The organism is Pseudomonas sp. AMR01 (genome assembly GCF_041946035.1).
Lineage (GTDB): Bacteria > Pseudomonadota > Gammaproteobacteria > Pseudomonadales > Pseudomonadaceae > Aquipseudomonas > Aquipseudomonas antarctica_B.
This window is the reverse complement of record NZ_JAUTYR010000001.1, coordinates 309,658-324,427: the sequence shown is the minus strand read 5'-3', so window position 1 is coordinate 324,427 and position 14,770 is coordinate 309,658. Positions and strand designations below refer to the sequence as shown.

The following is a 14,770-nucleotide window of genomic DNA, read 5'->3' as shown; positions in this document are numbered from 1 at the left end:
GATGGCGGCCAGCCGAGATTCACCTGCCGCACCACACACCAAAAATGGGAGCGGGCTTGCTCGCGAATGCGGTGTGTCAGTTAACACATTCAGCGACTGACATACCGCATTCGCGAGCAAGCCCGCTCCCACATTGGATCTCTATTGTTTGGGCGACCGGGTTAAATTGACGCCAATGCCTGCGCCAAATCTGCCCTCAGGTCTTCCACATCTTCAACCCCCACCGACAACCGCACCAGCCCGTCACCAATGCCCAATTGCGCCCGCGTTGCCGCTGGAATGCTTGCGTGAGTCATGATCGCCGGGTGTTCGATCAGGCTTTCAACGCCGCCAAGGCTCTCGGCCAGGGCGAAGATTTTGACGTTCTCCAGAAAACGCGTGGCACCGGCCAGGTCGCTGTTCAAGTCCACTGAAATCATGCCGCCAAAGCCACGCATCTGCTTTTTAGCCAGCGCGTGCTGCGGGTGGGATTCCAGGCCCGGATAGTAGACCCGCGCGACCTGCGGTTGCTGTTCCAACCAGGTCGCCAGGTCCAAGGCATTGCTGCAATGGCGCTCCATGCGCAGCGCCAGGGTTTTCACGCCGCGCAGGGTGAGGAAGGCGTCGAACGGCCCGGCAATGGCGCCCACCGAGTTTTGCAGGAAGCCCAGGCGCTCGGCGAGGTCCGGGTTGTGGCCGACAATCGCGATACCACCGATCACGTCGGAGTGGCCATTGAGGTATTTGGTGGTGGAGTGCACCACGATGTCGAAACCCAATTCCAGCGGGCGCTGAATCCACGGGCTGGCGAAGGTGTTGTCGGCTACGCAGATAATGCCGCGATCACGGCAGATGCGCGCGATGGCGCTCAGGTCGGTCAGGCTCAGCAGCGGGTTGCTTGGGGTTTCGACCCAGACCATGCGCGTGTTGTCTTGCAGTGAGGCTTCAAACGCTTGCAAGTCGCTCAAGTCGACATAGCTGAAACGGTGCCCCGCGCTGCGTTGGCGCACTTTGTCGAACAGCCGAAAGGTGCCGCCGTACAAGTCATTGCCCGACACGATGTGCGCGCTGGCATCCAACAGTTCCAGCACGGTGGAAATCGCCGCCAGCCCCGACGCAAAGGCGAATGCCGCACTGCCGCCTTCCAGGTCCGCCACGCAACGTTCCAGGGCAAAACGCGTCGGGTTGTGCGAGCGCCCGTAGTCAAAACCCTTGTGCACGCCGGGGCTGTCTTGCAGGTAGGTGGAGTTGGCGTAAATCGGCGGCATCAGCGCGCCCGTGGTCGGGTCGGGTGACTGCCCTGCGTGGATCACGCGGGTGGCAAACGCGCTTTTATCGGACTGACTCATGCAAGGGATCTCCGTAGATGATTAAGCAGGTCAACGCGGGTGATCAGGCCGTGAAAGCCTGAAGCGTCGGCAATGATGGCAACGAGGCCGCGATCCAGTTCGGCCTGCAGTTCGGCCAGGCTGGCGCCCGGCGCCAGGGTTTGCAGGGTGTCGGTCATGGCGCTGGCGACCGTCGTGGAAAAAGCAGCCGCGTCGTGGTGCAGGCCCAGCAGGATGTCGGATTCATCGATCACACCCACCAGCTTCTGACCGTCGACCAGCACCGGCAGCTGCGAGACATCCGCCAGGCGCATGCGCTGGAAGGCGATGAGCAGGGTGTCGTCGGGGCTCACGCTGATCACGCGACCGTCTTCGAAGCGCCGCGCGATCAAGTCGCGCAGGTCGCCGTAGTGTTTGTATTGCAGCAGGCCGGCGTCGTTCATCCATTGGTCGTTGTAGACCTTGGACAGGTAGCGCGTGCCGGTGTCGCAGACAAACGTGACCACGCGCTTGGGTTCGGTCTGTTCGCGGCAATAGCGCAAGGCGGCAGCAAGCAAGGTGCCGGTGGACGAGCCGCCGAGAATGCCTTCGGCTTTGAGCAATTGGCGGGCGTGGTCGAAGCTTTCCTCATCGCTGATGGAATACGCCTGGCGCACGCTGGAGAGGTCGGCTATCGAGGGGATGAAGTCCTCGCCGATGCCTTCCACCGCCCAGGAGCCCGGGGTTTCCAGCGTGCCGCTGCGGCTGTACTCGGCCATCACCGAACCGACCGGGTCGGCGAGCACCATGGCGAGCTCTGGCTGCACGCGCTTGAAGAAGCGCGTCAAGCCGGTGAGGGTGCCGGCCGAGCCGACGCCCACCACGATGGCGTCGACGTCGTGCTGGGTTTGTGCCCAGATCTCCGGCGCGGTGCTTGTTTCGTGGGCCAGCGGGTTGGCCGGGTTGTTGAACTGGTCGGCAAAAAACGAATCGGGAATGCCCTTGGCCAGGCGCGCGGCCACGTCCTGGTAATACTCGGGGTGGCCTTTGCCGACGTCGGAGCGGGTGATATGCACCTCGGCGCCCATGGCTTTGAGGTGCAGCACCTTTTCCGTGGACATCTTGTCGGGCACCACCAGCACCACGCGATAGCCTTTGGCGCGACCGACCAGCGCCAGGCCCAGGCCGGTATTGCCGGCGGTGGCTTCGATAATGGTGCCACCGGGCCGCAGGCGGCCGTCGCGTTCGGCGGCGTCAATCATGGCCAGACCGATTCGGTCCTTGATGGAGCCACCGGGGTTTTGCGATTCGAGCTTGAGGAACAGCGTGCAAAGGCCGGTATCGAAACGGCTGACGCGCACCAGCGGCGTGTTGCCGATCAGTTCGAGGACGGCGGGGCGGGGAAGCGTGGGCATGTCGTCACCTGGGTTCGGAAAAGGCACAGGGCGGGGCACAGCAAAAAACAAGGCCTGGCTTGGAACATAGGCCGGGATCACGCCGGTCGCAACCTGGCGGTCCGCTGGATGTCTTTTTTTGGCGCATGAGGGCGCTTAGCGGGTATGGGTATTTATACGGTCTTCACCGCCCGCCACAAGGGTAGGGCCTTATCAGGCTCTGGAAGTGGGTAGAGACCATCGACACCATGGCCAGCTCTGAATCACGGAGTCGCCCGCAGTGATCAGGCAAAACGGTTCACCCGGTTCACCACATGTGGCTCCAACCATCAAAGCTGTGCTTCGATCGCCGCCTTGTCGATCACTGACCAGACGTGCGCAATTCTCCCATCGACGAATTCGTAGAAGACGTTTTCATCAAAGGTAACGGTCTGGCCGTTGATGGGCAGGTCAAAAAATTCACCGCGCGGGCTGACGTTGAAATTCAAGCGAGCGGCAACGGTGGGCGGGTCGGCGACCAGCAGCTGAATGCGAAACACCAGGTCGGGGATTTCGCGAAAGTCCCGTTCCAGCATGGCGCGATAGCCTTCAAGTCCAACCGGCGTGCCGTTGTAGGTCACCTGCGGGTGGACGAAGTGGCCGAGAGTGTCCCAGGCCTGACGGTTCAGGCAGTCGATGTAGCCGCGGTAGAGGTCGGCGAGTTCGTTTCGAGTCATCAACGGTCTCCTTGATGGGCCTTGGGGCTGCCAGTCCAGTTGGCGGCGCCTCTGAAAAAAATTGAACGGCTTTTGACGGTGCCCGCCTAATGATTAGCGTGTGGGTCATTCCACGGGCGATTTGCCAATGACGGCATACTCCGAGAGGTGTTCAACGTGGCTAAAGACGACAAGAAAAGCAAAGGTGAAGCTTCGAAAGCCAGCAAGGATTTGAAAGACAAAAAGTCTTCACCTGAAAAGAAATCAGCGGCGGCCTCGACTCTTTCGAAGTCTTCTGAAAAGAAAGACAAGAAGAAAGATGACGAACCCAAAAAAACTGTAAAAAAAGCTGATAGCAAGCCAGAAAAGGCCAAGAAATCAGAGAAGGCCGAAAAGCCTGCGAAGAAGAAAAAGTGACATCTGCAACCCGCTAGGGCGTTTCGCCCTAGCTCTCTTCGGCTTGCATACCTTTCATAGCCACCCGTTGCGGCAAAGCGCCAAGCGCAATGCACCGCCCAATCATGCCTTGGAAAGTCCGGCGCGTCCCTGCGCCAATACCTGTCAGAAGCTGTACTTGGCCGTCATCATCATGTTGCGCGGGGCGCCGTATGAGTCACCGCCGTAGCTCACGGAGTTGGCGATAGCCTGATAGTAGTGGCGGTCGAAGACGTTGTTGGCGTTGAGCTGCAGGTCCAGGTGTTTGCTGACCTTATAGCCCGCCATCAAATCGGTAACGGCGTAGCCACCTTGCTGGAGGCGGTAGGTGCTCCCATCGGCGAGGACCAAGTCGTTGTACATGCGGCTCTGCCAGGACACATTGCCGCCCACGCGCAGTTTTTCCAGCGGGCCCTGGAAGTTGTAGCGGGTGGTGACTTTGAACAGGTGCTCGGGGGTGTCGGTGTCGAACTGCTTGTTGACCTTTTGCGGGTTGGCGGCGTCCTTGATGGTGTGGGTGCGGGCGTAGGTATAACCGCCGCCGACCTGCCAGTTTTCGGTGAGGGCGCCTTGCAGTTCAAAGTCGATACCCTGGCTGCGAATTTCGCCGGAAGCTTCCGAGCAGGAGGCTTGCGGGCAGTTCGGCACGACCACGGATACGGCGCGGTTTTCCTGGTCTACGCGAAACAGCGCCACGCTCGCGTTCAGCGCGCCGCCGAGGTATTCGCCCTTGATGCCGACTTCATAGTTTTTGCCGACGATGGGCTTGAGTGGAGTGCCCGAGGTGCCTTTTTCGCTTTGCGGCGTGAAGATGTCGCTGTAACTGACGTAGGCCGAATGGTGGTCGTCCAGCTCGTAGATCAGGCCAGCGTAACGGGTGAGGTTGCGCGTGACCTTGTAGTCGCCGTCGCCATCCCGGTTGTCGTAGTCGTACCAGTCCAGGCGCGCGCCAAGGATCAGCTTCAACGGGTCGGCCAGGCTCAGGCGGGTGGTGACATAAACGCCGTCCTGGGTGGTGACTTCGCGCTGATTATCTGTGCGGATGAAGTCTGGCTTGCCTGCACTCAGCGGCCAATTCATTTCGTACGGGCTGTAGTTGTGCGTGGTCATGTCATAAACACGTTTGCTGGCGCCCACCACCAGTTCGTGGGTACGCCCGAATGCCTGGAACGGGCCGCTGGCGAAGGCGTCAACACCGGCCTGGTTTTCGTCATAGGCAGCCTGGTAGACCGTGCGGGCCAGTGTGTTGTTGACCCAGCGTGACTGGTAGGAACCGGAGAACATAGCGTTCTGCTCGGCGTAGTTGGCATTGACTTGCAGGCTCCAGTCATTGGCCAGGCGCTGGCGCAGTTCGGCGAATACGGTGTTGATTTCCTGGTCCTTGTTTTCCCACCCAGTGCCCGGGTTGTAGGAGCGCGGCAGGTTCAGGTGGTGGCCGTCCTGGCCGACCATTGAGGAGCCCCAGAAGTAATTGGTCTTGTCCTTTTGATTTGAGAAACCAAGCGTCAGGGTGGTGTCTTCGCTCAGGTCGGCTTCGGTGACCGCGTAAAACAGGCCGTGATCTTCCTCAGCGTTATCGATGAAGCTGTTGGCATCGCGGTAGGAGGTGACCACCCGGCCTCGCAGCGTGCCGCTGTCGTTGAGCGGGCTGGAGGCGTCGACTTCGCCACGGTAATCGTCCCAGCTGCCGGCGGCGCCGGTAAGCGTGACTTGCTGCTCGGCCAGCGGCCGCTTGCGAATCAGGTTGATGGCCGCTGATGGGTTGCCCGCACCCGTCACCAAACCGGTGGCACCGCGCACGATCTCGACGCGATCAAACATTGCCAGGTTCGGCTGCGCGCCCACCGAAGCGCCGTTGTAGCCGCTCGGGATACCGTCATACATCAGGTTGTCGATGTCGAAACCGCGCGATGTGTAGGACTGCCGGCCAGGACCGTTGGAAAAATTCAGGAACAACCCGGGCGTCGCCTTGACCACGTCGTTGATGTTGGTCATGGCCTGGTCATCCATGCGCTGGCGCGTGATGACGGTGACGGCCTGAGGGGTTTCACGCAGGGTCAGCGGTAGCTTGGTCGCCGTCGACATCGAGCCAGTGGTGTAGGAGTCGGAGCCTTCAGTGGTGCTGCCCAGGGCCTGGCTGCTGGTGATCTCGGTGGCGCCCAATTCAAGCACTGCTGCCGGTTCAGCGTCGGCGGCGAAGGCCGCTTGTGAGGTCGCAAGACAGATAGCCGCGGCTATCAAATTAGGTGAAAACCCTTTGCCGCCGTGTTGTTGCACAAACATGAACCTGACTCTCCCTGGACGCTTTCCGTAGCGAATAATAAAGTTGATGATAATTATTCGCATCAGTTTGGCAGATTGGATCCGACCAAAAAAGCCTTCCAGGAGAGATAGTTAACAAATTTTTCACTTATTCAGTGATCGGGAGTTCCCGGGAAGGGCGGTCGCGGCCACACGCCGACCGATATCGCGTCGGTCAACGCGCACCAGATTCACAGACGCCTGAACCTCAGGGATGAAACCTGCGCCCCAGCGCATCGAGGCGCACGGCAATCGGCGGCAACCGCTCACTGCTGCGCGCCAGGGTTTCCACATCGTCGGCGGTGTTTTGCGCAATGCTCTGCACCGACTGCAACCGCCCGACAATCTCCAGGTTCGCCGTGGTCTGCTCGCGCGTCGTGGTGACAATTCGCCCGTTCAGTTGATCGATGTGTGCAATATCAGCGCCCACGGCCTGCAACATTTCGACTGCCAACTGGCTGTCCTGCACACAACGCTCCACGCCTTGCTGGCTGTCGTGCATGGCTTCCACGGCGTGACGGCTGCCTTGCTGCAAGCCTTCAATAATGTGTTTGATTTCCTGAGTGGACACCGCCGTGCGCTGCGCCAGGCTGCGCACTTCATCGGCCACCACGGCAAATCCACGGCCTTGCTCACCGGCGCGCGCGGCTTCAATGGCGGCGTTGAGTGCGAGCAAGTTGGTCTGGTTGGCGATGCTGCTGATCACTTCAAGCACCGAGCCGATTTGTTCGGCCTGAGCCGCCAGGCCTTGCACAGTCTGGTTAGTGCCGTTGATACGTGACGCCAATTGGGTGATTTCCAGTTGCGCACGGCCCACGCTTTCCTGACCGCGCACGATCTGCTGGCTGGCTTTGCCGGCGTGTTCCACCGCTTGTTCAACGTGCAGCGTGATATGACCCATCGCGTCCTCCATGCGCTGCATCGAGCCAGTCATCTGGGTGATCTCTGCCAACTGGTGCCGCGCGCCGGTTTCCAGAGTGCCGCTGGCGCTGGCCAGCTCATGGCCGAGTTCGCCGAGGCCTTGAGAGTCGCGGGCGACGCCGTCGATCAAGTGGGTGATCTGTTGCAGGAAGTGATCGAAGCGTGTGGCCAAAGACACATGCACGTTGCCTTCGCCCTTGGCGGTTTCCACCGTGAATTGCGAGGTCACCGCGAGCATTTTCTCAAGCATTTCCTGGCTCTCGACCGCGTCGCGCTGGCTGTGAATGGCCAGGTAGAGCAGGGCGACGGTTTCCATCACCACGTAGAACGCGTGGACGAACACCATGTTCCAGCCGCCGTGATGGTCCATCACAAACACCGGAAAGCCTTGATGTTGCAAGGCATGAAACACCACGTGGTGCACGGCGATAGTGGCCGCTGCCACCACAATGGGCAGCCAGTCGCGGTAGAACGTCAGCACTGCGAGCAGGGCGAAAATGCCGAAGTGCGATTCGATCACGCCCTGTGCCTGGTTGATGTGCAGTGCGGCCATGACCATCAGCCCGGCACCGAGTAAGCAGCGCATCAGTCGAGAGCCACCCAGCGCGCGGTATGCCACAGTCAGCACCACACTGGTGCCACCGCCGACAATCACTGACTCAATCAACGTGTCGTGCCAGAACGCCAGGCCCAGCGAGAACACAAACATCAGCCAAATCAAGGCCAGCATGATGCGGTCGGCCTTGCGGTAGTGCTCCAGGAATCGCGTGCGGACGGGCATTCACTCTTACTCCATGTGGTCGAGCCAGGATCAAAGCATGCAGCGTGCCATCATCAGCAAAGGCAATAGCATATCGGCATCATGGTGAGCGACTTCAGACGGGACAGACCCCTTGTGGCGAGCGGGCTTGCCCCGCGTTGGGCTGCGAAGCAGACCCAGAGAAGAGGAACGCGGTGTTTCAGACACTCAGCGGTAGGCTGTTTTGGGGCTGCTACGCAGCCCAACGCGGGGCAAGCCCGCTCGCCACAGGGAGACTCGGTTGCCCCTAAAAGCTGTGTCGATATCTAGGCTTGATGCGCCGATATGTCTGCATCGCAGGCAAACCAACTCCCAAAAGTTGGCCAGTCGACATCCAAAAACAGAAGATTCCCACCACCCACCGTTGCGGCGAGTGCTGCACGCGGCCTTTACGAAAACACAATCTCATAGGGCTCGCGCATACGCTCCAGCAGCTCTTGGGCGAGCATTGGCGCGAGCCCGATCTCCGGGTCGCCGACCAATTGGCTGGCGTACGCATGGGCCGCGTGCAGTTTGCGCGCCACGCTCCAGGTGTCGAGGCGTACTTTGCGCGCGCGTTGCCAAGGGATGACGGCGCCTTCGCGCGCCGGCCAGTGCCAGGCCCAGATGGGCAATTCATACAGCCGCGTATTTATCAGGCTGCACGCTTTGGCACTGGCGCGGCCGACGGCGTCATGGTCGTTATTGCCGTCGTTACGCCAAGTGGTGAACACCACGTCGCCGGGCTGCAGGTAGCGCGCGATAAATTGGCTCAAGGGCTGCTCGCTGGCGGCCAGCGCATCGTCGCGAAAGCCGCCCCGAATCCACTTCAAACTGTGCAGTGGCATTCCCAGGCGGCGCAGTGCTTCGGCGCTTTCCTGGGGGCGAATCACACTCAGGCGGCTCGCCGGCCACGCGCTCGACCCCGGATGACTGGCGCTGCCATCGGTGATGGACATCAGCAACAAGGGGTGCTCCAGGGTGCTGAGTATTTGCAGCAGCCCGCCACAGGCGAGTACTTCATCACCCGGATGGGGCGCGATAATCACCACGCGTGCACCCGAGGGCACCAGTGAGGAGGGCGTGATGGCAGGGATTTGCGCCAACTGCGGCGCACTGTTCCAGATTTGCGCGGGACCGCGGCGGCCGTCGCTGAGGGAGGCAGGCTTCATTGGGGGTCGCATCCTTGTCGATTCGCTGGGTCGTACCCCGTTGACGGGACGACTCTTGTTCATTCACCGCAGACTCCGCTGCGGTGGTGTGCGGCAACCCAACCCTGGATTGCCAGCAAGGCGATGTCAGCATAGACAAGGATTGGTCACTTTCACATCTTGAAACGTGGAAAATTTTCAGGTCGCGTGCATCAGGCTCTTCAAGTAATCGCCAAAACCACCTTCGGCGCGGCAATCCAGCCGCGCGCTGGTGATGACCTGCGGGGTGTGGCTCCAGGCAATCGAGGCACCGCAACGTTCCAGATTGCGCACCAACTGCACGTCTTCGTGGCAGGCCAGCGGCTCAAACCCTCCGGCCTGCACATACGCGCTGGCACTCACGCCCAGGTTGGCACCGTGAATATGCCGGTGGCCATCCCGGGCCTGATACGCCTGGTTGTAGAGAATCTGCGCGGCCGGGTCGAAACCCTCACTCCAGGCGTCTACGGTGACCGTGCCGCACACGGCATCCACGCCCAGTGCCAACTGCGCCACCAGCCAGTCGGGGGCGACACGGCTGTCGGCATCGGTGCAGGAGATCCAGCGCGCGCCTTGGTTCAACAAATGCCGTGCGCCCACGCCGCGCACCTGCCCGACATTGCGCGCCTGCACGTGCAGGCTTTGCACCGGGTACGCCTGGGCGATTGCCGCACTGCCATCGCTGCAAGTGTCGAGAACCGCGAGTATCTGCACGGTTTCGCCAAGTAACCCTGGGTGACTGGCAGCGATCATTGCGGCTTTCAGGCATTCGCCCAGCAGCGCTTCTTCGTTGTGCACCGGGATCAGAATGCCGATCATCGCAAGCCCTCATGGGTCGCGACCGAGGTGCCGTCGCGGCTCCACAGGTCGAGTAGAAAGTCACTGTCATGATGCTGCGAGACGTGGTGCATCCCGAGCCGCTGTTCAAGCGCGGCGTGCACCTGCTCAGCCGTTTGTGGGCAACCCTGAATCGCGGGGCGCCAATGACAGGCGAGCAGTTGCCCGTCATCGGTCAAGGAGGCGAGGGCGTGGTCGATCAACGTGTTCAAGTCATCGGCGTCGAGGTAGTAGCACAACTCGCTCAGCACGATCAGGTCGAACGGGCCGGCAGGCCATTGTTCAGGCAAGCGGCTTTGCACGACGTGGGCATGGGGAAAGCCCAGTAACCGGGTTTTCGCCAACTCGACGGCAGCACTGGCGGTGTCGCAACACAGCAGGCGATCACAGCGTGCGGCCAATTCGGCGCTCAGTTCACCGTTGGCACAGCCCGGCTCGAAAATCGAGGCGTAACGCGGGCGCGTCAGCACCGCAAGGGTCATGGCACGCTTGCGCCGTTCATACCAGCGCTGACGGAAGGCCCAAGGGTCGTCATTGCCGGCAAACAGCTCATCGAAATAGGGCGTGGCAACACTCATACAAACACCACTTCAAAAGGTTGCAGCAGGCGCTCCACCACGTAGGGCGCGAGCACCGGCGGCAGGCCAATCTGCGGGTCGCCTTCCAACTGGCTGGCGAACGCGTGGATGGCATGACGTTTACGCGCCACGGCCTCGGGCGTCAGCGCGATTTTCCGCGCGCGGTGCCATGGCACCTGGCTGTCTTCGGGGGTTGCCCAATGCCAGGTCCACACCGGCAGTTCATACACCGTGGCACCTACCGCAAGGGCTGCCTTGGCGCTGGCGCGGCCGACGGCTTCGTGGTCGCAATGCCCGTCTTCGCGCCAGGTGGTGAACAGCACGTCATTGGGCTTGAGATGCCGCTCGATAAACGCACTCAGCTCTTCCTCTCGCGCGGCAACCTGGCTGTCGGAAAAGCCTGCACGCAGCCATTTCAAACTGTGCAACGGCAAGCCCAGGCGATGCAGCGCCTGCGCTGACTCCTGCGGGCGCACCACGCTCAAGCGCTCCACCGGCCAGCGCCTGGAGCCGGGGTGGCTGGCACTGCCGTCGGTGACGGAAATCAGTTGAATCGGCCGTCCGAGCGTGGCCAAGCCTTGCAACAGCCCGCCACACCCGAGCACTTCATCATCCGGATGCGGCGCCACGATCACCGCGCGATGGCCTTCGGGCACCAACTGTTCGACGCTGACGTGCGGCAACTCGGCCATGTGCGACGAAGACTGCCACTGATGCAGCGGCGTGCCCTGGCCGACAATGGGATTGGGTTTCATAGTTGCCACCTTCCTGTGGGTTCGCCGGCGACCAGTTCGCCCAGGGCAGCCAGGTCGCGTTCGGCATGGCTTTGCCGCACGTACACCGGCAGGTCCGCCATCAACTGGGCGAAATGCGCATCCTTGCAATACGGCCCTGCGCCGACCGCGCGCCCGACATGGTGAATAACCTGTTCCACCGTGTCTTCTATCGAGGCGCGTACCTGTTGAGCCAATCGCCGTGCGTTTGCTTTGGGGTTACGGTCGACCTGTTCAGCACTGTCGCGCAACACGCACGCGGCACTGTTCAACACGCTGTCCACCGCGCCCAAATGCGCCAACGCATGGGGCTCCGGACGCTTGCTGCATTGCTCGCGCAATGCCTCGGCCAGGCGCTGCGCCGCGCCGTACCAGCATGCGGCGATGCCAATGCCGCCCTGCCAGAAACCCGGCCGCGACAAATAATCGCCCGGCCCGCCCACCGCAATGCCCCTGGCGCCGTCGAAGACAATCTCGACGCTGCCAGTGGCGGCCATGCCCACGGCGTTCCAGCCTTTGTCCGTCACGGTGATGCCCGGTTGGCGCATCTCCACGGCGACCAACTGCTGGTGGTCCTCTTCATCCCACGCGGTCAGCAGCCCATGGCTGACAACCGACGCCCCGGAACACCAGGCCTTGCACCCGTCAACGATCAACCGGTGGCCATCACGGCGCACCCGCACCTTGTTGGTGGGTGGCTCGGCGGCCCACATGCCCCAAGTGCTACCCAAGGGCGGCAATGGGCTGCCGAGTTCGGCGATGATCGCCAGGGCATCGGTGTGGCCCTCAAACAACTTGCACAGGCGCAGGTCATGCCCGGCCACTTGCGCCAGGCGGCTGAACCGCGCCAGCATTTGCCCGCTGCCGGGTAACGGCAGCTGGTCCAGGCCTTCTTCCTGAAGGGCCTTCAGGGCGTCGCCCAGGGCTTGCGTGTCCGCGTAGCCCCGGCTGCCTTGAAGGAATCCATGCAGAGCCATGTCACACCTCGTCGTCGCGCTGCAGTTCAAACAGCAACAGCGAGCGGCCAGTCACGGCGTACTCATGCTCGAATTCAAAGCGTTCCTGGCCACGCACGGCCGGGGCATTGGTGTCGAGCATGCAGGTCCAGAACTCACCTTCAGGCACCGGCGGCAGGCGGAAATTGACCATGTCATGGTGGGCGTTGACCACCAGCAACAAGGTGGCATCTGCACCGGCACGGCGAATCCCGGTCTCCTGGGCGCGGCCATCCATCAACATGCCCAGGCAGCGACCGTGGCTGTCTTGCCACTGCTCGATGGTCATCTCGTTGCCATCCGGCGCGAGCCAGGTGACGTCCTTGACGCCGATATCCTCGTTGTAGTCGCCCACCAGGAAGCGCCCACGGCGCAGGATCGGATAAGCCAGACGCAGCTTGATCAAGCGTTTTACAAACTTGAGCAGCGCCTTGCCGTCTTCGTCCAGGTCCCAGTTGACCCAGCCAATTTCACTGTCCTGGCAATACGCGTTGTTGTTGCCGTGCTGGGTGCGCGCAAATTCGTCACCGGCCACCAGCATCGGCGTGCCTTGGGACAGCAGCAGCGTGGCGAAGAAGTTGCGCATCTGGCGCAGGCGCAGCGCGTTGATTTCCGGGTCTTCGGTCGGGCCTTCGACGCCGTGGTTCCAGGACAGGTTGTTGTTGCTGCCGTCCTGATTGTTTTCGTCGTTGGCTTCGTTGTGCTTGTCGTTGTACGACACCAAATCGTGCAGGGTGAAACCGTCATGGGCGGTGATGAAGTTCACCGAGCTGTACGGACGACGGCCACGGTGGTTGAACATCTCACCGGAGGCAGTCATGCGCGCAGCGAAGTCCGCCAACTGACCGTCGTCACCTTTCCAGAACGCGCGCACGGTGTCGCGGAAACGGTCGTTCCATTCCACCCAGCCCGGCGGGAAGTTGCCGACCTGGTAGCCGCCGGGGCCGCAGTCCCAGGGTTCGGCGATCATTTTCAACTGGCGCAGCACCGGGTCCTGGCGGCACGCCACGAGGAAGCTGTGACGCTCGTCGAAACCGTCGCGGTAGCGGCCAAGAATCGTCGCCAAGTCAAAGCGGAAACCGTCCACGTGCATCTCAGTGGCCCAGTAACGCAGGGAGTCGGTGACCATCTGCAGCACGCACGGGTGGCTCAAGTCCAGCGTGTTACCGGTGCCGGAATCGTTGATGTAGAAGCGCTTGTCGTCGGGCATCAAGCGGTAGTACGAGGCGTTGTCGATACCGCGCATCGACAGGGTCGGGCCGCGTTCGTTGCCTTCGGCGGTGTGGTTGTAGACCACGTCGAGGATCACCTCGAGCTTGGCTTCGTGCAGGTGCGCGACCATCTCCTTGAACTCGGCGATCTTGCCGCTGGCAAGGTAGCGAGGGTCCGGGGCGAAAAACGCGATGCTGTTGTAGCCCCAGTAGTTGGTCATGCCTTTTTGCAGCAGGTGCTGATCGTTGACGAAAGCGTGCACCGGCAGCAGTTCCACCGACGACACACCCAGCTCGCGGATGTGCTTGAGCACGTCGTCTTCCATCAAGCCGGCGCAGGTACCGCGCACCGACTCGCCTACCGACGGGTGACGCATGCTGATGCCGCGCAGATGGGTTTCATAGATGATCGTGCGGTCCCATGGTACCCGCACTGGCTGGTCATTGCCCCAGGTGTGAGCGGGGTCGATGACTTTGCACTTGGGCACAAACGGCGCGCTGTCGCGTTCGTCGAAGCTGAGGTCGTCGTCGGGGTGGCCGATGGTGTAGCCAAACAGCGCTTCGGACCATTTGAGTTCGCCCACCAGCTGTTTGGCGTAGGGGTCGATCAGCAATTTATTGTGGTTGAAGCGATGGCCGTTGGCCGGGTCATACGCACCGTACACGCGGTAGCCGTAAATCAGCCCGGGGTGGGCGTCGGGCAGGTAGCCGTGGAAGGTTTCGTCGGTGTACTCGGGCAGTTCGATACGCTCCAGCTCAACTTCGCCGGTGTCATCGAACAGGCACAATTCCACTTTGGTGGCGTTGGCCGAGAACAGTGCAAAGTTGACGCCCAGACCATCCCAGGTCGCACCGAGGGGGAAGGGCAAACCTTCACGAATCCGCGACGGCTCTTTTTCCGACGTCGGTTGGCTATTTTCGGGTTTGCTCATTGTTGAATTGCTCCTGCAAGGGTCTTTTTCAGGCCGAACGCGGCCGTGCTGACGGTACGTCAGACAAAAATCGTTTGGGTTGCATGATGCCTGTGGGAGCGGGCTTGCCTGCGATAGCGGCGGTACTTTCAATATCGCTATCGCGGGCAAGCCCGCTCCCACAGGGGCATAGTCGGTTAGCCGGCGGGCTTGGGTGGCGCCTTGGGCTTTTTCGGCGCGGCGGGCTTCGCGGCGGCGGGTTTGGCTTTGGGAGCTGGCTTGGGTGCGGTTTTGGGCTTGGCAGCCGCTTTTGGCTTGCTCGGCGTCAGCGCTTCGGCTTCAGCCAATTTGCGCGCCATGTCCCAGTGACGGGCATCTTCACCATGGGGTTCGCCTTCCGATTCCCAGATCTGATGTGCCAACTCGCGAATACGTTTGTCTTCAGTACTCATCACAATGCTCCTC

Annotated in this window: 13 protein-coding genes; 1 reads left to right on the top strand and 12 read right to left on the bottom strand. The window is 61.5% G+C overall.

Annotated elements, in window-relative coordinates; all coding sequences use genetic code 11:
- Window positions 1-161: 161 nt before the first annotated feature.
- The 3 genes from Q7C20_RS01470 to Q7C20_RS01460 form a co-directional block, all read right to left on the bottom strand.
- A complete protein-coding gene (locus tag Q7C20_RS01470; protein WP_348060201.1) occupies window positions 162-1,328 on the bottom strand; it encodes a cystathionine gamma-synthase in 1,167 nt (388 codons plus the stop codon).
- A complete protein-coding gene (locus Q7C20_RS01465; protein WP_348060203.1) occupies window positions 1,325-2,701 on the bottom strand; it encodes a cystathionine beta-synthase in 1,377 nt (458 codons plus the stop codon). Before Q7C20_RS01465 ends, Q7C20_RS01470 begins: the two co-directional genes overlap by 4 nt.
- A 308-nt stretch (window positions 2,702-3,009) precedes the next feature.
- Window positions 3,010-3,396 (bottom strand): ester cyclase, encoded by a 387-nt coding sequence (locus Q7C20_RS01460; RefSeq protein ID WP_375064707.1) that lies wholly within the window; start codon window positions 3,394-3,396, stop codon window positions 3,010-3,012.
- Between the two features lie 147 nt (window positions 3,397-3,543).
- On the opposite strand from Q7C20_RS01460, the gene Q7C20_RS01455 reads away from it, so the two are divergent.
- Window positions 3,544-3,792 carry a hypothetical protein gene (locus Q7C20_RS01455; protein ID WP_348060207.1) on the top strand — a complete coding sequence of 83 codons (249 nt, stop codon included), beginning with the start codon at window positions 3,544-3,546 and terminating at the stop codon, window positions 3,790-3,792.
- A 144-nt stretch (window positions 3,793-3,936) separates the two neighbouring features.
- On the opposite strand, the gene Q7C20_RS01450 is transcribed toward Q7C20_RS01455, so the two are convergent.
- From Q7C20_RS01450 to Q7C20_RS01410, 9 genes are all read right to left on the bottom strand, one after another.
- A complete protein-coding gene (locus Q7C20_RS01450) occupies window positions 3,937-6,093 on the bottom strand; it encodes a TonB-dependent siderophore receptor (protein ID WP_375064704.1) in 2,157 nt (718 codons plus the stop codon).
- Window positions 6,094-6,319: 226 nt separating this feature from the next.
- On the bottom strand, window positions 6,320-7,813 hold the full coding sequence (locus Q7C20_RS01445) for a methyl-accepting chemotaxis protein (RefSeq protein ID WP_375064702.1): 1,494 nt from the start codon (window positions 7,811-7,813) through the stop codon (window positions 6,320-6,322).
- Window positions 7,814-8,220: 407 nt separating this feature from the next.
- Complete coding sequence (locus tag Q7C20_RS01440; protein WP_375064700.1) at window positions 8,221-8,982, bottom strand: PIG-L deacetylase family protein; 762 nt, start codon at window positions 8,980-8,982, stop codon at window positions 8,221-8,223.
- Window positions 8,983-9,159: 177 nt separating this feature from the next.
- The gene (locus Q7C20_RS01435; protein ID WP_375064698.1) at window positions 9,160-9,819 is read right to left on the bottom strand and encodes a glycosyltransferase; all 660 of its coding nucleotides are present in this window, start codon (window positions 9,817-9,819) and stop codon (window positions 9,160-9,162) included.
- Complete coding sequence (locus Q7C20_RS01430; RefSeq protein ID WP_375064696.1) at window positions 9,816-10,415, bottom strand: SAM-dependent methyltransferase; 600 nt, start codon at window positions 10,413-10,415, stop codon at window positions 9,816-9,818. The genes Q7C20_RS01435 and Q7C20_RS01430 overlap by 4 nt, the downstream gene beginning before the upstream one ends.
- Window positions 10,412-11,170, bottom strand: a complete 759-nt coding sequence (locus Q7C20_RS01425) for a PIG-L deacetylase family protein (RefSeq protein WP_375064694.1) — start codon at window positions 11,168-11,170, stop codon at window positions 10,412-10,414. Before Q7C20_RS01425 ends, Q7C20_RS01430 begins: the two co-directional genes overlap by 4 nt.
- The gene (locus tag Q7C20_RS01420; RefSeq protein WP_375064692.1) at window positions 11,167-12,165 is read right to left on the bottom strand and encodes an acyl-CoA dehydrogenase; all 999 of its coding nucleotides are present in this window, start codon (window positions 12,163-12,165) and stop codon (window positions 11,167-11,169) included. The genes Q7C20_RS01425 and Q7C20_RS01420 overlap by 4 nt, the downstream gene beginning before the upstream one ends.
- A gap of 1 nt (window position 12,166) precedes the next feature.
- On the bottom strand, window positions 12,167-14,326 hold the full coding sequence (gene glgX, locus Q7C20_RS01415) for a glycogen debranching protein GlgX (RefSeq protein ID WP_375064690.1): 2,160 nt from the start codon (window positions 14,324-14,326) through the stop codon (window positions 12,167-12,169).
- Window positions 14,327-14,502: 176 nt separating this feature from the next.
- Window positions 14,503-14,757 (bottom strand): DUF2934 domain-containing protein, encoded by a 255-nt coding sequence (locus Q7C20_RS01410; protein WP_348056642.1) that lies wholly within the window; start codon window positions 14,755-14,757, stop codon window positions 14,503-14,505.
- Window positions 14,758-14,770 lie beyond the last annotated feature (13 nt).

What these genes read in the sequence shown, in the direction of transcription:
- Q7C20_RS01410 (WP_348056642.1), bottom strand. Translation starts at nt 14,757, where the DNA reads ATGAGTACTGAAGACAAACGTATTCGCGAGTTGGCACATCAGATCTGG.
- Q7C20_RS01470 (WP_348060201.1), bottom strand. Translation starts at nt 1,328, where the DNA reads ATGAGTCAGTCCGATAAAAGCGCGTTTGCCACCCGCGTGATCCACGCA.
- Q7C20_RS01430 (WP_375064696.1), bottom strand. Translation starts at nt 10,415, where the DNA reads ATGAGTGTTGCCACGCCCTATTTCGATGAGCTGTTTGCCGGCAATGAC.
- Q7C20_RS01425 (WP_375064694.1), bottom strand. Translation starts at nt 11,170, where the DNA reads ATGAAACCCAATCCCATTGTCGGCCAGGGCACGCCGCTGCATCAGTGG.
- Q7C20_RS01450 (WP_375064704.1), bottom strand. Translation starts at nt 6,093, where the DNA reads ATGTTTGTGCAACAACACGGCGGCAAAGGGTTTTCACCTAATTTGATA.
- Q7C20_RS01420 (WP_375064692.1), bottom strand. Translation starts at nt 12,165, where the DNA reads ATGGCTCTGCATGGATTCCTTCAAGGCAGCCGGGGCTACGCGGACACG.
- Q7C20_RS01435 (WP_375064698.1), bottom strand. Translation starts at nt 9,819, where the DNA reads ATGATCGGCATTCTGATCCCGGTGCACAACGAAGAAGCGCTGCTGGGC.
- Q7C20_RS01460 (WP_375064707.1), bottom strand. Translation starts at nt 3,396, where the DNA reads ATGACTCGAAACGAACTCGCCGACCTCTACCGCGGCTACATCGACTGC.
- Q7C20_RS01445 (WP_375064702.1), bottom strand. Translation starts at nt 7,813, where the DNA reads ATGCCCGTCCGCACGCGATTCCTGGAGCACTACCGCAAGGCCGACCGC.
- glgX (WP_375064690.1), bottom strand. Translation starts at nt 14,326, where the DNA reads ATGAGCAAACCCGAAAATAGCCAACCGACGTCGGAAAAAGAGCCGTCG.
- Q7C20_RS01440 (WP_375064700.1), bottom strand. Translation starts at nt 8,982, where the DNA reads ATGAAGCCTGCCTCCCTCAGCGACGGCCGCCGCGGTCCCGCGCAAATC.
- Q7C20_RS01465 (WP_348060203.1), bottom strand. Translation starts at nt 2,701, where the DNA reads ATGCCCACGCTTCCCCGCCCCGCCGTCCTCGAACTGATCGGCAACACG.